Origin of the sequence: Pseudomonas sp. GGS8, assembly GCF_024168645.1 — a bacterium.
GTDB lineage: Bacteria > Pseudomonadota > Gammaproteobacteria > Pseudomonadales > Pseudomonadaceae > Aquipseudomonas.
On record NZ_JALJWF010000001.1, the window covers coordinates 3,716,567 to 3,733,579 of the forward strand.

The 17,013-nt window shown below is 58.5% G+C and carries 19 protein-coding genes; 13 read left to right on the forward strand and 6 right to left on the reverse strand.

Annotation, left to right across the window (positions count from 1 at the left end; genetic code table 11):
- The first annotated feature begins 328 nt into the window (after positions 1 to 328).
- The 3 genes from brnQ to J3D54_RS16820 all read left to right on the forward strand — a co-directional run bounded on the left by brnQ (position 329) and on the right by J3D54_RS16820 (position 2,948).
- Positions 329 to 1,642, forward strand: a complete 1,314-nt coding sequence (brnQ, locus tag J3D54_RS16810) for a branched-chain amino acid transport system II carrier protein (RefSeq protein WP_253420309.1) — start codon at positions 329 to 331, stop codon at positions 1,640 to 1,642.
- A 167-nt stretch (positions 1,643 to 1,809) separates the two neighbouring features.
- Complete coding sequence (locus J3D54_RS16815; RefSeq protein WP_253420312.1) at positions 1,810 to 2,547, forward strand: DUF599 domain-containing protein; 738 nt, start codon at positions 1,810 to 1,812, stop codon at positions 2,545 to 2,547.
- Positions 2,547 to 2,948, forward strand: a complete 402-nt coding sequence (locus J3D54_RS16820; RefSeq protein WP_253420315.1) for an MAPEG family protein — start codon at positions 2,547 to 2,549, stop codon at positions 2,946 to 2,948. The genes J3D54_RS16815 and J3D54_RS16820 overlap by 1 nt, the downstream gene beginning before the upstream one ends.
- A 76-nt stretch (positions 2,949 to 3,024) precedes the next feature.
- Here the strand turns inward: J3D54_RS16820 and J3D54_RS16825 are convergent, their stop codons facing one another.
- A complete protein-coding gene (locus J3D54_RS16825) occupies positions 3,025 to 3,270 on the reverse strand; it encodes a hypothetical protein (protein WP_253420320.1) in 246 nt (81 codons plus the stop codon).
- Positions 3,271 to 3,426: 156 nt separating this feature from the next.
- Here J3D54_RS16825 and J3D54_RS16830 point away from each other — a divergent pair, with 156 nt between their 5' ends.
- The 4 genes from J3D54_RS16830 to J3D54_RS16845 all read left to right on the forward strand — a co-directional run bounded on the left by J3D54_RS16830 (position 3,427) and on the right by J3D54_RS16845 (position 7,134).
- Positions 3,427 to 3,903, forward strand: a complete 477-nt coding sequence (locus J3D54_RS16830) for a PaaI family thioesterase (protein WP_253420322.1) — start codon at positions 3,427 to 3,429, stop codon at positions 3,901 to 3,903.
- The gene (locus J3D54_RS16835) at positions 3,900 to 4,352 is read left to right on the forward strand and encodes a PaaI family thioesterase (RefSeq protein ID WP_253420325.1); all 453 of its coding nucleotides are present in this window, start codon (positions 3,900 to 3,902) and stop codon (positions 4,350 to 4,352) included. Before J3D54_RS16830 ends, J3D54_RS16835 begins: the two co-directional genes overlap by 4 nt.
- 81 nt (positions 4,353 to 4,433) lie before the next feature.
- Positions 4,434 to 6,338 carry a molecular chaperone HtpG gene (htpG, locus tag J3D54_RS16840; protein ID WP_253420328.1) on the forward strand — a complete coding sequence of 635 codons (1,905 nt, stop codon included), beginning with the start codon at positions 4,434 to 4,436 and terminating at the stop codon, positions 6,336 to 6,338.
- 67 nt (positions 6,339 to 6,405) lie between these two features.
- Complete coding sequence (locus tag J3D54_RS16845) at positions 6,406 to 7,134, forward strand: dienelactone hydrolase family protein (RefSeq protein ID WP_253420331.1); 729 nt, start codon at positions 6,406 to 6,408, stop codon at positions 7,132 to 7,134.
- A gap of 160 nt (positions 7,135 to 7,294) precedes the next feature.
- On the opposite strand, the gene J3D54_RS16850 is transcribed toward J3D54_RS16845, so the two are convergent.
- From J3D54_RS16850 to purM, 5 genes are all read right to left on the reverse strand, one after another.
- The gene (locus tag J3D54_RS16850) at positions 7,295 to 8,155 is read right to left on the reverse strand and encodes a pirin family protein (protein ID WP_253420334.1); all 861 of its coding nucleotides are present in this window, start codon (positions 8,153 to 8,155) and stop codon (positions 7,295 to 7,297) included.
- A 61-nt stretch (positions 8,156 to 8,216) separates the two neighbouring features.
- The gene (locus J3D54_RS16855) at positions 8,217 to 8,633 is read right to left on the reverse strand and encodes an OsmC family protein (RefSeq protein ID WP_253420337.1); all 417 of its coding nucleotides are present in this window, start codon (positions 8,631 to 8,633) and stop codon (positions 8,217 to 8,219) included.
- Between the two features lie 239 nt (positions 8,634 to 8,872).
- The gene (locus J3D54_RS16860; RefSeq protein ID WP_253420340.1) at positions 8,873 to 9,586 is read right to left on the reverse strand and encodes a DUF3108 domain-containing protein; all 714 of its coding nucleotides are present in this window, start codon (positions 9,584 to 9,586) and stop codon (positions 8,873 to 8,875) included.
- A gap of 8 nt (positions 9,587 to 9,594) precedes the next feature.
- Positions 9,595 to 10,245: a phosphoribosylglycinamide formyltransferase gene (purN, locus tag J3D54_RS16865; protein WP_253420342.1), complete on the reverse strand. Its 651-nt coding sequence runs from the start codon at positions 10,243 to 10,245 to the stop codon at positions 9,595 to 9,597.
- On the reverse strand, positions 10,245 to 11,303 hold the full coding sequence (purM, locus tag J3D54_RS16870) for a phosphoribosylformylglycinamidine cyclo-ligase (protein ID WP_253420345.1): 1,059 nt from the start codon (positions 11,301 to 11,303) through the stop codon (positions 10,245 to 10,247). The genes purN and purM overlap by 1 nt, the downstream gene beginning before the upstream one ends.
- Positions 11,304 to 11,686: 383 nt before the next feature.
- Here purM and J3D54_RS16875 point away from each other — a divergent pair, with 383 nt between their 5' ends.
- The 6 genes from J3D54_RS16875 to J3D54_RS16900 all read left to right on the forward strand — a co-directional run bounded on the left by J3D54_RS16875 (position 11,687) and on the right by J3D54_RS16900 (position 17,007).
- Positions 11,687 to 12,736 (forward strand): DUF2066 domain-containing protein, encoded by a 1,050-nt coding sequence (locus tag J3D54_RS16875; protein ID WP_253420348.1) that lies wholly within the window; start codon positions 11,687 to 11,689, stop codon positions 12,734 to 12,736.
- A gap of 32 nt (positions 12,737 to 12,768) precedes the next feature.
- Positions 12,769 to 13,842, forward strand: coding sequence for an AI-2E family transporter (locus J3D54_RS16880; protein WP_253420351.1), 1,074 nt, complete (start codon positions 12,769 to 12,771; stop codon positions 13,840 to 13,842).
- Between the two features lie 230 nt (positions 13,843 to 14,072).
- Complete coding sequence (gene hda / locus J3D54_RS16885) at positions 14,073 to 14,777, forward strand: DnaA regulatory inactivator Hda (RefSeq protein WP_007936072.1); 705 nt, start codon at positions 14,073 to 14,075, stop codon at positions 14,775 to 14,777.
- 225 nt (positions 14,778 to 15,002) lie between these two features.
- On the forward strand, positions 15,003 to 15,629 hold the full coding sequence (locus J3D54_RS16890; RefSeq protein WP_105339778.1) for a C40 family peptidase: 627 nt from the start codon (positions 15,003 to 15,005) through the stop codon (positions 15,627 to 15,629).
- A gap of 167 nt (positions 15,630 to 15,796) precedes the next feature.
- Complete coding sequence (locus tag J3D54_RS16895; RefSeq protein ID WP_007936074.1) at positions 15,797 to 16,333, forward strand: C40 family peptidase; 537 nt, start codon at positions 15,797 to 15,799, stop codon at positions 16,331 to 16,333.
- 11 nt (positions 16,334 to 16,344) lie between these two features.
- Positions 16,345 to 17,007, forward strand: a complete 663-nt coding sequence (locus J3D54_RS16900; RefSeq protein ID WP_253420354.1) for a class I SAM-dependent methyltransferase — start codon at positions 16,345 to 16,347, stop codon at positions 17,005 to 17,007.
- Positions 17,008 to 17,013: the final 6 nt, after the last annotated feature.

Sequence of the window (17,013 nt, forward strand, 5' to 3'; positions counted from 1 at the left end):
CCCGCTCCCACAGGAAATTGTGCTGTATGCAGTTTTTCCGAACGACCCGGTCACCTGTGGGAGCGGGCTTGCCCGCGATGACGGAGTTACAGGCGACAATGCATTTACATGTAAAAACGCGACATTGAAATGTCGCGTATCGGATAGTTCGCCCTGTAATAGTGCGTTTGTCAGCAAGATTAGTTACGCTAGCCGCCATTTTTGCGTCTGCGGCCCACAAGGCAGCGGCGCGCTAAACGGGTCGGTCCTATACGGATCGACAGCATTTCCCTCACCCATAAGGGAAATCCCTCTCTAAATTCCGATTCAGTAGTGTGGTATTTCCTTAATGAAAGTGTTGAAAGGCCAGGACATCCTGGCACTGGGCTTCATGACATTTGCCCTGTTCGTCGGGGCCGGCAACATCATCTTCCCGCCTATCGTCGGTTTACAGTCCGGGCCTAATGTCTGGATGGCGGCGCTGGGTTTCCTGATCACGGCGGTCGGTCTGCCGGTGATCACCGTTGTCGCTCTGGCCAAGGTCGGTGGGGCAATGGATGCCTTGAGCAGCCCGATCGGTAAAATCGCCGGTGGCTTGCTGGCAGCTGCGTGCTACCTCGCTGTCGGTCCATTGTTCGCGACACCGCGCACCGCGACCGTGTCGTTCGAAGTGGGTCTGGCGCCGCTGACCGGCGAGAGCCCGCTGGCGCTGTTTCTCTATAGCTCGGTGTACTTCCTGCTGGTGTTCTTCATTTCGCTCTATCCGGGCCGTCTGCTGGACACCGTAGGACGGTTCCTCGCACCGCTGAAGATCATCGCTCTGGCCGTTCTTGGCATCGCAGCGTTCGCGTTGCCAGCCGGTGATATCGGCGTGGCCACCCCCGAATATGTTGCAGCACCGTTCTCCCAGGGTTTCATCAATGGTTACCTGACCATGGATACCCTGGGTGCGCTGGTCTTCGGCATTGTCATCGTCAATGCGATCCGCTCCCGTGGCGTCGAATCGCCGGCGCTGATCACCCGTTACGCGATCATCGCCGGGCTGATTGCCGGTGTAGGTCTGGCGCTGGTTTATGTCAGCCTGTTCCGTCTCGGTTCGGGCAGCCATGAAGTGGCCGTCGGTGCCACCAACGGCGCGGCGGTATTGCACGCCTACGTGCAGCACACCTTCGGCTCCCTGGGCAGCGGTTTCCTCGCGGTGCTGATCTCCCTGGCCTGCCTGGTGACCGCAGTCGGTCTGACTTGCGCCTGTGCCGAATACTTCAGCCGTGTACTGCCACTGTCCTACAAGACGCTGGTGATCATCCTGGCCGCGTTTTCCCTGCTGGTGTCCAACCTGGGCCTCACCAAGCTGATCGCGTTCTCGATCCCGGTGCTGACCGCTATCTACCCGCCATGCATCGCTCTGGTGGCTTTGAGCTTCTGTAAGGACTTCTGGCATGAGCAGGGCCGCATCGTCGGTCCGGTGATGCTGGTGTCGTTCATCTTCGGCATGATCGACGCGCTCAAGGGCGCCGGTCTGGCCGACTGGATGCCGGCTCAACTGGCTCACCTGCCGCTGAGCGAGCAGGGCCTGGCGTGGCTGGTGCCGTCGGTCATGACCCTGATGGTCGCCGTGGTTTGCGATCGTCTGCTGGGCAAGCGCGAAGAAGCGCTGGCTTAAGTCGCTCCATCGTCCGCCACAAGCGGGCTTGAGCTACAAATGGAAATGCCCCGTATCAATCGATACAGGGCATTTTTTATGCGCGTGATGCAGTGTCTTTTTCCTTGGGTTAACGTCGAAGCACTGTCCGCAGGTTTCATCATTACCAACGTCTCACAGGGAACTGCATGTCGTTCATCCACGCCAATCTGATCCACATCCTCGCCGCGCTCTGGTTTGTCGTCTGCTGGGGTGGCTACACCCGTTACGCGACATGGAAGGGCCGTGACACCGCATGCCTGGCCAGCGTGTTGCACCTATATCGCGAAGACTGGATGCGCCGCATGCTGTTGCGCGACAACCGCATCGCCGATGCCAGTGTGATCGGTAACCTGGAGCGCAACGCCTCGTTCTTCGCTTCCAGCACGTTGATTATCCTGGCCGGTATTCTCACGGTGTTGGGTGCGTCCGAAAGGGCCGTGTCGTTGCTGGCGGATATCCCGATGGTGCAACAGGCTTCCCAAGGCATGTCGGAGATCAAGTTGTTGTGCCTGGCGCTGGTGTTTGTCTATGCGTTCTTTACGTTCAGCTGGTGCATGCGTCAGTACAACTTTGCCGCCGTTCTTGTGGGCTCGGCACCGATGATCGGTGAGCGGCATGTGTCGGAGCAAGAGCGTAAAGCCTTCGCTTCCCGAGCTGCCCGTGTGATCTCCATGGCGGCCAACCAGTTCAACTTCGGTCTGCGTTCCTATTATTTCGGCATGACCATGCTGGCGTGGTTTGTCAGTCCCTGGTTGTTCATGTTGATGAGCGCCGGTGTCGTGTTTGTGTTGTATCGCCGCGAGTTTCACTCCGACGTTCTTGACGTGATGGTCTATACACCTACAGAGGCGCCATTGCCTGAGCTGAACAAAGAGGCGGCTTGATGAGTATTCCATTCTGGTGTGTGTTTATCAGTGGCTTGTTGATTTTCGTGGCACGCATGCCGGTGGCCAAGGCGATGAAAGAGCAGGGCGGCTACAACAATCACCTGCCGCGTCAACAGCAGGCGCAACTCACAGGTTTCGGCGCCCGCGCATTGGCGGCCCACCAGAATAGTTTCGAGGCATTCATTTTGTTTGCGGTTGGGGTGTTGATGGCGCACACCACGCAAACGGCGGGATGGCTGATCGATGCGCTGGCGATCATCTTCGTGATCGCGCGTGTTATCTACTTGCTGTGTTACTGGGCTGATCTGACCTGGCAGCGAAGTCTGGTGTGGTTGGTCGGATTAGTGTGTTCGTTGTTGCTGATGATTAGTCCGACTTTTAGGACTGTTTTGCTCTAAAGGCGCGTATCGAACGAAATGTCAGATAAAAGAAAACCCGCACTTGGCGGGTTTTCTTTTATCACTAAAAACACTTTTAGTTTTTAGGAGCTTCCGGTGCGGCTTCTTTTGTCGCGGCTTCGTTCGATTCAGTCTGAGCTTTGGCAGCTTCAGCGTTTTCTTTTGCTGCCTCGTTCACTTTATCCTGAGCTTCGCTCATTTTTTCCTGAGCTTGCTCACTATGTTTGGCGGCATCTTGAGCTTTGTCCTCGGATTTTTTACCGCAAGCGGCGAGACCGAGGGAAGCGGTCAACATCAAGGCAATAGCTAAAGTCTTACGCATGGGGTGTTTCTCCTGGTGGAAAATATTTACTGGCCTTTCGAGCACAGCGACCAGGGTTAAGTTCCTCAAATCACTCAGATATATAAGTTTGTTTTGCCACGGAACTTTTGCTCATTAGCCTGCTACTTTGCCCGGACACTAGAAGAGATTTATCAAATGGCCGAAAACCCCGTTTTTGAGCGTGCGACGCGATTCCTGTCGGCGTTGCGCCATTGTCAGGTGCTCGGCATGCGCCTTCACAGCGCCAGCAACGAAGGGCTGACGGTAATTCTTCCGTACAGCCGACAGATCGTCGGTAACCCGCAAACCGGGGTGATTCATGGCGGTGCGCTGACCTCGCTGATGGATACCGCCTGCGGCATGGCCACCCTCTGCGTGCTGTCTGAGTTCGAAGTCTGCCCGACGCTCGACTTGCGCATCGACTATATGCACGCCGCTGAGCCACACAAGGACGTGTATGGCTTCGCCCAATGCTACCGAGTGACCACGGACGTGATCTTCGCGCGCGGTTTTGCCTATCAGGACGACCCCGAACAGCCCATCGCCCATGTTGTGGGCACGTTCATGCGCATGGGCAAAGGCGTCAAAGGCACCAAGGGCTTTGGCGGTGTCATTGCAGGAGATGCGAAATGACCGACACGTTCAAGAAGCAGCTCCAGCAGGCCCATGCGCAGGGGGACTACACCGCACTGCTGCAGCTGATTCCCTATGCCGAACTTATCGGCGTCGAATGTTCGCGGGTAGGAGATGAGCTGCTGTTTCGTCTGCCGGCCAACAAGGACAACATTGGTAACCCTTTACTGCCGGCGATTCATGGTGGGGTGATTGCCGGGTTCATGGAGCTCTCGGCGGCGCTGCACCTGTTGATTTTCACCGGCTCGCCCGGTGTGCCGAAGATTATCGACTTTTCCCTCGACTATCTGCGCGCGGGGCAGTTTCGCGATACCTGGGCCCGATGCCAGGTTTGCCGTCAGGGGCGGCGGGTGGCAAACGTGGCGATTGCCGCCTGGCAAAGCACTGAAGCCGAGCCTATTGCCACGGCTCGGGCTCACTTCAAAATCGAAGAGCCCTTGAAATCCTGATCTAAGCCCCCAACTTTGATGACAACCCGCCGCCGACCCTCTAGGTCGCGGCCACTGCCATCTGATTGGAGTTTGATGACCATGAGTGTGGAAACTCAAAAGGAAACCCTGGGCTTCCAGACCGAGGTGAAGCAGCTGCTGCACCTCATGATCCATTCGCTGTATTCCAACAAGGAAATCTTCCTTCGCGAATTGATCTCGAACGCCTCTGACGCTGTCGATAAGTTACGTTTTGAAGCGCTGGCCAAGCCTGAATTGCTGGAAGGCGGCGCTGAGCTGAAAATCCGTGTGAGCTTCGACAAAGACGCTAAAACCGTCACCCTCGAAGACAACGGCATTGGCATGAGCCGTGAAGATGCGGTCACTCACCTGGGCACCATCGCCAAGTCCGGTACCGCCGATTTCATGAAGCACCTGTCTGGCGATCAGAAGAAAGACTCGCACCTGATCGGTCAATTCGGTGTCGGTTTCTACTCGGCGTTCATCGTCGCCGATAAAGTTGACGTATTCAGCCGCCGTGCCGGCCTCGCTGCCAGCGAGGGTGTGCACTGGTCGTCCAAGGGCGAAGGCGAATTTGAAATCGCTACCGTCGAGAAAGCTGACCGCGGCACTCGCATCGTCCTGCACCTGAAGTCCGCTGAAGACGAATTCGCCGATGGCTGGCGTCTGCGCAACATCATCAAGAAGTATTCCGACCACATCGCTTTGCCGATCGAGTTGCCGAAAGAAGTGGCAGCTGCCGAGGGTGAAGAAAAGCCTGCCGTTGAATGGGAAACCGTCAACCGCGCCAGCGCTCTGTGGACTCGCCCTCGCACTGAAGTAAAGGACGAGGAATACCAGGAATTCTACAAACACGTCGCTCACGATTTCGAGAATCCGCTGAGCTGGAGTCACAACAAGGTCGAAGGCAAGCTCGAGTACACCTCGCTGCTTTATGTGCCGACCCGTGCTCCGTTCGACCTGTACCAGCGTGAGGCGCCGAAAGGCCTGAAGCTGTACGTGCAGCGCGTGTTCGTCATGGATCAGGCCGAGTCGTTCCTGCCGCTGTATCTGCGCTTCATCAAAGGCGTGGTCGATTCCAACGACCTGTCGCTGAACGTGTCGCGGGAAATCCTGCAGAAAGACCCGATCATCGACTCCATGAAGTCGGCGCTGACCAAGCGCGTTCTGGACATGCTGGAAAAACTGGCGAAGAACGAGCCTGAGCAATACAAAGGTTTCTGGAAGAACTTCGGTCAGGTCATGAAAGAAGGCCCGGCAGAAGATTTCGCCAACAAAGAAAAAATTGCTGGTCTGCTGCGTTTCGCGTCCACTCAGGGCGACGACGGCGAGCAGGTTGTGGGTCTGGCCGACTACCTGGCCCGTGCCAAGGAAGGTCAGGACAAGATCTACTACCTGACCGGCGAAACCTACGCGCAAGTTAAAAACAGCCCGCACCTGGAAGTCTTCCGCAAGAAAGGCATCGAAGTGCTGCTGTTGACCGACCGTATCGATGAGTGGCTGATGAGCTACCTCAACGACTTCGACGGCAAGAGCTTTGTCGACGTGGCACGCGGTGACCTGGACCTCGGCAACCTGGATTCGGAAGAAGACAAGAAAGCCGCGGAAGAAGTCGCCAAGTCCAAAGAAGGCCTGGTTGAGCGTCTCAAGACCGCTTTGGGTGAATCCGTTGCTGAAGTGCGGGTTTCCCACCGTCTGACCGATTCCCCGGCGATTCTGGCCATCGGCGAGCAAGACCTGGGCCTGCAAATGCGTCAGATCCTGGAAGCCAGCGGTCAGAAGGTTCCGGATTCGAAACCGATTTTCGAATTCAACCCGGCTCACCCGCTGATCGAGAAACTCGACAACGAGCAGAGCGACGAGCGCTTCGGCGACCTGTCGCACATTCTGTTCGATCAGGCGGCCCTGGCGGCCGGCGACAGCTTGAAAGACCCGGCCGCTTATGTGCGCCGTCTGAACAAGCTGCTGGTTGAACTGTCGGCTTAACCAAGTTGTATAAAAACCCGCTTCGGCGGGTTTTTTCATTCTGGTGCTTTTTTACTGGGAGTCAGTCATGAGCCAAATCACTGTTCGATCCGTGGCCTATCAGATCGACGGCCAATCGTATGAAAGTCGTCTGGCCTTTGATGCCGACCATAAAGGCCCGCGTCCGGGGCTGTTGATGGCGCCGAACTGGATGGGCGTCAGCTTTGGCGCCGAGGAGATTGCCAAATCGATAGCATCCAAGGGTTATGTGGTACTGATCGCGGATCTGTATGGGCAATCGGTTCGTCCGCAGAACGGCGACGAGGCAGGCGCGGCGATGATGCCGTTGAAGAGTGATCGCGCCTTGCTGCGCAAGCGCATGCAGGCTGCCTTCGAACAGCTGCAAGGGCAGGGCGAGGCGGCGGTCGATACCTCGAAGCTGGCGACCTTTGGTTTCTGCTTCGGTGGTTGCTGCGCGCTGGAGTTGGCGCGTAGCGGTGCGCCGGTGAAAGCGGCGGTATCGTTCCACGGCACGCTGGATACGCCGAACGTGAACGATGCGAAAAGCATTAAGGGCTCGGTGCTGGTGCTGCATGGCGCTGCTGATCCGTTGGTGCCGAAAGAGCAGCTGCCGGTGTTCGAAGCTGAGATGAATGCCGCCGGTGTGGATTGGCAATTGCTCAGCTATGGCGGTGCGGTGCATTCGTTCACCGATCCGCATGCCAATGTACCGGGCAAGATGATGTATGACGCGAAGACGGCTGCTCGCGCGTTCACGTCGATGCATAACTTGCTGGATGAAGTGTTCAAGGGCTGATCTGTTTTCAGGTCCTGACTGGGTCGTTGCCTGACAGGGCCTATATCGCGGGCAAGCCCGCTCCCACAGGGAACTGCGCCGTATGCAATTTTTGCGAACGACCCGGTCAACTGTGGGGGCGGGCTTGCCCGCGGTGACGGATTGACAGGCGACGCAGAAATTACGGCAGTTCGATCCGCTCGCTTTCCCCCGGCACCGTCGGCCAATCCCCTGTCGCCCAGCGCCGACGTGCTTCATCAATCAATGCCGGATCACTGGCCACGAAGTTCCAGTTGATCCGTCGTGGCCCATCCAGTGGCGCTCCGCCAAACAGCACGGCATGGCAGTCACTTTCGGCGAACAGCGTCATCTCTTCCCCGGCCGGCAGCACCACTAGCGTATAGGGCTCCAGCAGTTCACCATCAAGCTGCGCCTCACCGCTCAACACATACAGCGCCCGTTCTTCATGCTCGGTGGGAATCAGTAGCGTCGTCGCCGTTTGCAGGTTCAATTCGGCATACAGCGTAGGAGAAAGCACCGGGACCGGCGATTCAAGGCAAAAGCCCTTCCCGGCGATCATTCGTATCTTCACGCCAAGGTTTTCGCTGACCGGCAGCGTGGCCGCCGGATGGTGGCTGTAGTATCCCGGGCCGTGCTCACGGTCCTTGGGCGAAGCCAGCCAGATCTGTAAGCCGTGCATCGTACCGCCACTGTTCTTCAAAGCTTCGGGCGTGCGTTCGACGTGGGCAATCGCACTGCCGGCGGTCATCCAGCTGACATCGCCAGCATTCACCACCTGATCGGAACCGAGGCTGTCCTTGTGCTGGATTTGCCCTTCGAACAGGTAGGTGAGGGTGGACAGACCGATGTGCGGATGCTGACGGATGTTCATGCCTTTGCCCGGTGGATAACGGGTTTCGAGCATGTGGTCGAAAAACACGAAAGGCCCGACGTTGCGGCATTTGGCTGATGGCAAAGGGCGAAGGATCGGCTGGCCTTCGACATCTTCGGCGCGGGGGCGGATCACGAGCGGAGTGTTCATGGTGCATTCCAGGCTGAGCGGGTGACGCAGGGAGCATAACCCGCTTGCTCAGCCGTTGCCGCTATTGGCTGAAGGCGCCTTCTGACAGATGAGTCTCGATGCTGACTTCGGAGGTGGTCATCAGCTTGTGTACCGGGCAGCGGTCGGCCACGCGGTGCAGTTCGTCGCGCTGGGCATCGGTGAGCACGCCCTTGAGCGTGAGTTTGACGTGCAGGACATATTTACCCTTCTGCTCTTCACTGTTGTCGCGCTTGACCTCGACCCCGACGCCGGTCAGTGGGATGTCCTTCTTCTTCGCATACATTTTCAGGGTCAGGGCTTTGCAGGCGCCGAGGGCTGCGTCGAAATAGTCATGGGGTTCAGGCGCCGTGCCTTCACCACCGCTGGACTTGGGGGCATCGGCAAACAGTTCATGGTCATCGATCTGGACACTGTGACGAAAACCTTCGGCAGAGACGGTATTGACGGTAACAGTCATGGGGAAACCTCGCAGGCAACAGGAGAATTCATTCGGTCAGAAAAGACCCTGAAGTTATAGAGCATTCGTTCACGTTCACGTTCAACTTTCTGCCGGGCGATTTGGCCTTGCCTCAATACCGCTAAGTTAAGACGCAGAACCTACAGGATTGCGCTGGGCCGTGCGCTGATCGCTCCCGGCCGGCGAAACGCCAGACGAAAAAAAGCCCCGCGTTTGCGGGGCTTTCATGTCGGCCCTAATCAGCTGCCTTTAACCGTCTTGCCGTTGACCGTACCGTCGAGGAGCATGATGTTGTACTCCTTACCGTCGGTTTCGACCTGTTGCAGACGGACTAGCAGGTAATCCCAATCCTTGGCGAACCACAGTACGGTGATGCGCTTGCTTTGAGTCGGATCGCGCACGCGCTCGACCTTGACCGCATCGATCTGGCCTGCCTTGGTGTCGACTTTTTCCGAACCCAGTACGCGGAAGTCATAGGTATCGACTTCGCCGGCATCGACGACCTGATAGCTCATGCTTTTCTTGCCGGCGGCCACGTCATGCTGCAGCGCCAGTTGGTAGGTGGACTTGTCGACCATACCGCGGTTTAGCGGGAGCTTGACGGCGTCACCACGATCGATGCCGGTGACCATCTTGTTGGTCCAGTCGAAGTCCAGATCAGCCTTCTTGGCTTTGCCCAGGCCGCCGCGTTCGAAGTGGTAGGACTGCGGCAGCAGCGTGTCCTTGTCCAGGGTCAGAGTGCTTTCTTCGGTCAGGCTGGCGATCATCATCGACGCCTTGAAGCTGAGTTTCCAGACGCCGTTGGCTTCCTTGGTCAGGCTGCGTTCGGCGGTGCCACTCATGGGCAGTTGCTTCCAGTCGGCGGTGTAGCTGGCGGAGAAGGGGTGAAGGTCCGAGGCCTGCGCAAACGGCAGGGCGAGCAGAGCGCAAGCGAAGAGCAGGGCACGACGCATAAAATCTCCTAGGTTCGAATCAAGTGGCCGCTGGCCGCGAGTAACTGCCCATCCAGTAAAGCACCTTGTTCGCCGAGTGATAAACGGCCTTCGGCAAACCAGCGTACGGCCATCGGGTAGATCAGGTGTTCCTGGGTATGGACTCGCTGCGCCAGACTCTGCGGCGAATCGTGCAACTCTACCGGTATTACTGCCTGTACGACCAGTGGTCCGCCATCGAGTTCCTCGGTGACGAAGTGCACGGAGCAGCCATGTTCCGTATCGCCGGCCTCCAACGCGCGCTGATGAGTGTGTAACCCTTTGTATTTGGGCAGCAGCGAGGGATGGATATTGAGCAGGCGACCCTGGTAATGGCGCACGAAGTCAGCGCTGAGAATGCGCATGAAGCCGGCCAGTACCACGAGTTTGGGTTGGAAGGCGTCGATCAGTTCGATCAGCGCGGCATCGAAGGCCTCGCGCCCCTCGAAAGCCTTGTGATCCAGGGTGCGGGTGTCGATACCCGCGTCCCCGGCGCGTTGCAGGCCGTAGGCGTCGGCGCGGTTGGAAATCACCGCAGCAATGCGGGCCGGGCTGTCGCCGGTCCGCGTGCTGTCGATCAAGGCCTGCAAGTTACTGCCGGTGCCGGACAGCAGCACCACCACATCACAGGTCTGGGACATTAATGAGCCTTGAGGTTCTTCAGTTCGACCTGAGCCGCGCCTTCGGCAGCGGTGGCGATCTGACCGATGACCCATGGCTGCTCGCCGGCTTCACGCAGGACGTTCAGGGCGGCTTCAACGTGCTCTTGAGCAACGCAGATGACCATGCCGACGCCGCAGTTCAGCACGCGGTGCATTTCGGTTTCGTCGACGTTGCCTTTCTCTTGCAGCCAGTCGAACACCGCAGGGCGGGTCCAGCTCGCGACGTCAACTACCGCTTGAGCGCCTTTTGGCAGTACGCGCGGAATGTTGTCCAGCAGGCCGCCACCGGTGATGTGGGCCATGGCTTTGACGGCGCCGGTGTCCTTGATCAGCTTGAGCAGCGGCTTCACGTAGATACGGGTCGGAGCCATCAGCAGGTCGGTCAGCGGTTTGCCGTCGAGCTGGATGTTCTCGATGTCGGAACCCGACACTTCGATGATCTTGCGGATCAGCGAGTAGCCGTTGGAGTGCGGGCCGGAAGATGGCAGGGCGAGCAGGGCATCGCCGGCAGCGACTTTCGAACCGTCGATGATTTCGGATTTTTCCACGACGCCGACGCAGAAGCCGGCCAGGTCGTAGTCTTCGCCTTCGTACATACCAGGCATTTCAGCGGTTTCGCCGCCGACCAGGGAGCAGCCGGACAGTTCGCAGCCGGCGCCGATGCCGGTCACAACCTGAGCAGCGGTGTCGACGTTCAGTTTGCCGGTGGCGTAGTAGTCGAGGAAGAACAGCGGCTCAGCGCCGCATACCACCAGGTCGTTCACGCACATGGCCACCAGGTCGATGCCGATGCTGTCGTGCTTGTTCAGGTTCAGCGCCAGGCGCAGCTTGGTGCCGACGCCGTCAGTGCCCGAGACCAGCACTGGTTGTTTGTAACCGGCCGGGATTTCGCAAAGGGCGCCGAAACCGCCCAGGCCGCCCATGACTTCCGGGCGCGCAGTGCGCTTGGCGACGCTCTTGATGCGTTCGACCAATGCTTCACCGGCGTCGATGTCTACACCGGCGTCCTTGTAGCTCAGGGAGGGTTGCTTGCTCATGATCCAGGCCTTTAGGGGGGATTCAGGGGTAACGACCGAGTCCAGCGGGGGACGCTGAAATCGATGGGGGCGATTGCCTCACGCGATTTTCAGAGTACCCGGCTGTTGCCGGTCTGCGAAGGCGCGCGATTTTATCAGGCTTGAGGGGCAGCGGCCATCCTCGTGCCGACGGGCAGGGGCATATCGCGTTAAAAAAACCGATATTGCCCGTTTTGGCGGCGCCCCACATGGCTGTATAAGGTACAACGTTAACCGTCTATCGTTAGGACAGTGCGAAAACTTACCGCGATCGTGTGAATGTTTTGTTTGGGTGTGTGGTCACAGCCCGGCTCAATCGTCTTCATGCGGTCTGTTCCAGCCGCTCTTGTCGTCAGGAATCTTTCATGCGTTTTCTTAAATTCTTGTTCGTGGGCTGTTTATCCGTGGTCAGCCTGGCCAGCCATGCCGAAACCGTCAAAGGCCTCTATCAAGTGCGCGAGCCCGTCAGCAGCCAGACGCCGGAGGAGCGCGATCAGGCGACTCAGCGGGCACTGGAAACGCTGGTGTTGCGTTTGACCGGTGATCCCAAGGCGGCCCAAAGCCCTGGCCTGGCGGCTGTGCGCAAAGACCCTCAGCAGATCATCAGCCAGTTCGGTTATGACGCCGGGCCGCCGGAGGTGTTGAAAGTCGATTTCGATCCGGCCACCACCGAGCAGGCCTTGCATCGTGCCGGATTGGCCGTGTGGGGGGCCAATCGGCCGTCGATCCTCGGCTGGTGGTTGAACGATTCCACTGAAGGTTCGAACCTGGTCGGCGATGGTCAGGCCAGTGCTGCGCCCCTGCGTCGTGCGGCTCAGCACCGTGGCCTGCCGCTGCGTTTGCCGTTGGCTGACCTGAATGAGCAGATCGTCGCCACGGCACCGAACCTGGAGGGTGCCGACCCGGCGCCGTTGCAGGGCGCCTCCGACCGTTACAATGCCGACGCTTTGCTGGCGGTGCATGCCCGGGAAGAGGGTGGTCAATGGCAAGCCAAGTGGCGTCTGTGGTTGGGCGATCAGAAAGAGGCCGGTAGCGTGCAGGGCGCCGATACCGCCGCTGTGGCCGATGCAGTGATGCTGGCGGTCAGCGAGCGTCTGGCGTCGCGTTTCGTCGCCAAACCGGGTACGTCCGGTGAGCAATTGCTGGAAGTGCAGGGCATGAATCTGGAACGTTATGCGACGCTTGGGCGTTTGCTGGAGCCTTTTGGTGCGCGTCTGCAAAGTGTCGATGGCGACCGCGTGCTTTATCGCGTCAATGGCAGCGCCGATCAGCTGCGAGCTCAGTTGTCTCTGGCGAAGTTGCAGGAAGTTCCGGCCGGTCAGGCGCCGACACCTGTTCAACCCGTGGCTGCTGGTACAGTGCCGGCCGCAGCGCCAGCCACGGCGCCGACACCGCAGTTACGTTTTCGTTGGTGAGTTTTTTCTTTATATAGAAGCAGGAGTGGTACATGGCCGATACGCAGCGTTGGTTCTGGCTCGGTGGGGTGGCCCTGCTTTGCACGTTTGTTTACCTGTTGCATCCGATCTTGACGCCGTTCCTGGTGGCGTTGTTGCTGGCCTATCTGTTCGACCCGCTGGTGGACCGGTTGGAAAGGCTCGGTTTGTCGCGGACCTGGGGCGTGGTGACGGTGTTCGCGTTGTTCACGATGATCCTCACCACGCTGCTGTTGGTGTTGGTGCCGATGCTCGCCAAGCAGCTGTTTCGCTTGTATGAACTGGCGCCGCAGATGCTCGACTGGTTGCAGCACACCGCGTTGCCGTGGGCGCAATCGAAGTTGGGTTTGTCGGAGGGCTTCTGGAAGTTCGACAAGCTCAAGGCGGCGATCAGCGAGCACATGGGCCAGACCACCGACATAGTCGGCGTGGTGCTGAGTCAGGCGACGGCTTCAGGCCTTGCGCTGATTGGCTGGCTGGCCAATCTGGTATTAATCCCGGTGGTGAGTTTTTATCTATTGCGCGACTGGGACCTGATGATGGCCAAGATCCGCAGCCTGCTGCCGCGTGATCGTGAAGAGCGCGTCGTGTCCCTGGCCGGGGAATGCCATGAAGTGCTTGGGGCGTTCGTGCGCGGGCAGTTGCTGGTGATGCTGGCGCTGGGGGTGATCTACGCCGGGGGCTTGATGATCGTCGGGCTGGAACTGGGGTTGTTGATCGGTCTGATTGCCGGTCTGGCGGCGATCGTGCCGTACATGGGGTTTGTTATCGGGATTGGCGCGGCGTTGATTGCCGGTCTGTTCCAGTTCGGTGGCGATCTGTATCCCATGATCGGTATCGTCGCGGTGTTTACGGTCGGCCAGGCGCTGGAAGGTATGGTGCTGACGCCGTTGCTGGTGGGTGACCGGATCGGCCTGCACCCGGTGGCGGTGATCTTTGCGATTCTGGCGGGCGGTGAACTGTTCGGTTTTACCGGTGTGCTGCTGGCATTGCCGGTGGCGGCGGTGATCATGGTCCTGGTGCGCCATATGCATGATTTGTATAAGGATTCTGATATCTATGGCGGCGTCGACGAGTCTGAGCGATAAGGCTTCTTGATCGCTCCTGGCGGGCAGCCTGGTTTCATGCCGGGTTTGTCCGTCTCCCTCGCGCGGCTGTCACATGCGCCGCCAAAGAAACTGTCATAAAACCAGCGTGTTAACGCAAACCGTTGATTTTGCTTGTGGTCTGTCGCATTGTGCGGTCAGCTTCACGGGTATAAACTTCGCAAACTTTACACAGAGGCCACTAACGGTTCCTTTGGAACTGTTCAGTCAGCATGAAACCGATTCAGCTGCCCCTAGGTGTGCGTCTGCGTGATGACGCTACCTTTATCAATTACTACCCAGGCGCCAATGCCGCTGCACTCGGCTATGTCGAGCGGCTGTGCGAAGCCGACGCCGGCTGGACGGAAAGCCTGATTTACCTCTGGGGCAAGCACGGGGTAGGGCGAACGCATTTGTTGCAGGCAGCTTGCCTGCGTTTCGAGCAGATGGGTGAACCGGCGGTGTACCTGCCGCTGGCCGAGTTGATGGACCGTGGCATCGAAATCCTCGACAACCTTGAACAATACGAGCTGGTTTGCCTGGACGATTTGCAGGCGGTCGCCGGCAAGGCGGATTGGGAAGAGGCGTTGTTCCATCTGTTCAATCGTTTGCGTGACAGTGGTCGGCGTCTGCTGATCGCCGCCTCGACATCCCCGCGCGAATTGCCGGTGAAGCTGGCGGACCTCAAGTCGCGGCTGACACTGGCACTCATTTTCCAGATGCGTCCACTCTCTGACGAAGACAAATTGCGTGCCTTGCAATTGCGTGCTTCCCGTCGTGGCCTGCACCTGACAGACGAAGTCGGGCATTTTATTTTGACCCGCGGTACTCGCAGCATGAGTGCGCTTTTCGAGCTGCTTGAACGCCTCGATCAGGCCTCCCTTCAAGCCCAGCGCAAGCTGACAATCCCGTTCCTGAAAGAAACCCTCGGTTGGTAAAAACCGCTTAAGACTCAGGTTTTTCGCGGGTTTTGGCATATTCCAGGCGTCAGAAAATCCGCTTTCCTACAGGGCTGCAGGCTGCGCGAATGTCTAGAATGGGCTTAGGCGCTTAGATGCTGACGAGAAACCGATAAGTCACATAAAGATCGATTGAATTTGCAAATGAGGTCGATAGCGGGCATAGTCTCGGCTTCTTTACAACTATCAGCCACGGTCGTGCCCATGCTAAATCGCTTCGCACCCCTCGTGCCTCTCGCACTCGTCACCCTGTTGTTCGGTTGCGCTGCTCACTCTCCAGTGTCTCAGCAAGAGCAACAACAGCGGGTTTCAAATTCAGTTACCGCGCAGTCTTCTTCCGTTCTTTTCCAGGAAGAGCTAGCCACCAATAAAGAACTGGCAGACTTCGCCGACGGCAAGTCGTACCAGCTTCCGGTTCTGGCCGACAGCATCCTCGAACGTGGTATGTCCCTGATCGGTACCCGTTACCGTTTCGGCGGCACCTCCGAGGCTGGCTTCGACTGCAGCGGCTTCATCGGTTATCTGTTCCGTGAAGAAGCCGGCATGAACCTGCCGCGCTCTACCCGCGAAATGATCAACGTTGACGCTCCGCTGGTGGCTCGTAGCGCCCTCAAGCCGGGCGATCTGCTGTTCTTCGCCACCAATGGCCGTCGTGGTCGTGTGAGTCACGCCGGGATCTACGTAGGTGACAACCAGTTCATCCACTCCAGCAGCCGCAAAAGCGGTGGTGTCCGGGTCGATAGCCTGGGCGACAGCTACTGGAGCAAGACCTTTATCGAAGCCAAGCGTGCACTCGCAATGGCTCCGACGATGGTCACCGCACGCAAGTAAGCTTACGACTTGTAAGGCGAAGTTAAAGTCTTACTTGAAGTTTGCCGCGTAGCCGCTAGAATCCTGATCTATTATTGATGGCAAACCGCCTGCGTTCTGCGCAGGCGGTTTTCTTTTCTGTCTTTGTGGCAGAAAAAAAGCCGCAGCCAGATCAGGATGTTCTGTTTATGACGATGTCGGCCCGCCTCGCACTCATGTTCTTCGCAGCGCTGCTCAGTGCCTGCGCCAGCCGCACACCGCCACCTGCGCCGGTGGTTCGCGCACCGATTGTTTTCGGCTCCTCCCAAGCCTTTTCCCCAGCCGCAGAAGATGTGCTGTTTCGCGCGCTCGGTCTGGTGGGGACGCCTTATCGCTGGGGCGGCAACACGCCGGATTCCGGATTCGATTGCAGCGGTCTGATCGGTTACGTCTATCGTGACGTCGCAGGCATTTCCTTGCCGCGCTCCACGCGCGAGATGATCGGTATGCAGGCTCCCAACGTCGGCAAAGAAGGCCTGCAAACCGGTGACCTGATCTTCTTCGCCACCAATGGCGGCTCCCAGGTCAGTCACGCCGGAATCTACGTCGGCGAAGGCCGCTTCGTCCACGCGCCAGCCACGGGCGGCACGGTCAAGCTGGACAGCTTGTCCAAAGCTTATTGGCAGAAAGCCTATCTGAGCGCCAAGCGCGTCCTGCAACCCGAGCACTTGGCACATAACCCATAGCGGAGGTTGTCATGACCGCTCGCACGCTCAATCTCGACGATGCCCTTTACCAATATCTGCTCGACGTTTCCCTGCGGGAAACGCCGCTGCTCAAGCGCCTGCGTGACGAAACCCAGGCGTTGCCCCTGGCGCGCTGGCAGGTGGCGCCGGAGCAGGGGCAGTTTCTCGCGTTGCTGGTCAAACTCATCGGCGCCAGGCGTTTGCTGGAAGTCGGCACCTTTACCGGTTACAGCGCCTTGTGCATGGCCGCAGCGTTGCCGGATGACGGTTCACTGATCTGTTGTGATCTTCCTGGCGATTACAACGCCACCGCACGACGGTACTGGCAGGAAGCAGGCCTGGCCGGGCGCATCGATTTGCGTCTGGCGCCTGCGCTGGAAACTCTCGCGCAGCTTGAGCAGCAAGGGCAGGGCGAGTACTTCGATCTGATGTTCATTGATGCCGACAAGGCCAACTATCCGGCTTATCTGGAGCACGCGCTGCGTCTGCTGCGGGTCGGCGGTCTGGCGGTGTTCGATAACACGCTGTGGAGTGGGCGGGTGCTTGAGGCCAATCCCGAGAGCGAAGACACTCGAGCCATCCAGGTGCTCAATCGCGCCTTGAAGGATGACTCGCGTGTGGATCTGTCGTTGTTGCCGTTGGGCGATGGCCTCACGCTGTGCAGAAAATTGTAGGGGCGG

Coding starts and splice junctions, on each gene's coding strand:
- J3D54_RS16850 (WP_253420334.1), bottom strand. CDS start 8,155: ATGAACACTCCGCTCGTGATCCGCCCCCGCGCCGAAGATGTCGAAGGC.
- htpG (WP_253420328.1), top strand. CDS start 4,434: ATGAGTGTGGAAACTCAAAAGGAAACCCTGGGCTTCCAGACCGAGGTG.
- J3D54_RS16855 (WP_253420337.1), bottom strand. CDS start 8,633: ATGACTGTTACCGTCAATACCGTCTCTGCCGAAGGTTTTCGTCACAGT.
- J3D54_RS16830 (WP_253420322.1), top strand. CDS start 3,427: ATGGCCGAAAACCCCGTTTTTGAGCGTGCGACGCGATTCCTGTCGGCG.
- J3D54_RS16900 (WP_253420354.1), top strand. CDS start 16,345: ATGACCGCTCGCACGCTCAATCTCGACGATGCCCTTTACCAATATCTG.
- J3D54_RS16820 (WP_253420315.1), top strand. CDS start 2,547: ATGAGTATTCCATTCTGGTGTGTGTTTATCAGTGGCTTGTTGATTTTC.
- J3D54_RS16890 (WP_105339778.1), top strand. CDS start 15,003: ATGCTAAATCGCTTCGCACCCCTCGTGCCTCTCGCACTCGTCACCCTG.
- J3D54_RS16895 (WP_007936074.1), top strand. CDS start 15,797: ATGACGATGTCGGCCCGCCTCGCACTCATGTTCTTCGCAGCGCTGCTC.
- J3D54_RS16835 (WP_253420325.1), top strand. CDS start 3,900: ATGACCGACACGTTCAAGAAGCAGCTCCAGCAGGCCCATGCGCAGGGG.
- J3D54_RS16875 (WP_253420348.1), top strand. CDS start 11,687: ATGCGTTTTCTTAAATTCTTGTTCGTGGGCTGTTTATCCGTGGTCAGC.
- J3D54_RS16825 (WP_253420320.1), bottom strand. CDS start 3,270: ATGCGTAAGACTTTAGCTATTGCCTTGATGTTGACCGCTTCCCTCGGT.
- brnQ (WP_253420309.1), top strand. CDS start 329: ATGAAAGTGTTGAAAGGCCAGGACATCCTGGCACTGGGCTTCATGACA.
- hda (WP_007936072.1), top strand. CDS start 14,073: ATGAAACCGATTCAGCTGCCCCTAGGTGTGCGTCTGCGTGATGACGCT.
- J3D54_RS16880 (WP_253420351.1), top strand. CDS start 12,769: ATGGCCGATACGCAGCGTTGGTTCTGGCTCGGTGGGGTGGCCCTGCTT.
- J3D54_RS16815 (WP_253420312.1), top strand. CDS start 1,810: ATGTCGTTCATCCACGCCAATCTGATCCACATCCTCGCCGCGCTCTGG.
- purN (WP_253420342.1), bottom strand. CDS start 10,245: ATGTCCCAGACCTGTGATGTGGTGGTGCTGCTGTCCGGCACCGGCAGT.
- J3D54_RS16860 (WP_253420340.1), bottom strand. CDS start 9,586: ATGCGTCGTGCCCTGCTCTTCGCTTGCGCTCTGCTCGCCCTGCCGTTT.
- J3D54_RS16845 (WP_253420331.1), top strand. CDS start 6,406: ATGAGCCAAATCACTGTTCGATCCGTGGCCTATCAGATCGACGGCCAA.
- purM (WP_253420345.1), bottom strand. CDS start 11,303: ATGAGCAAGCAACCCTCCCTGAGCTACAAGGACGCCGGTGTAGACATC.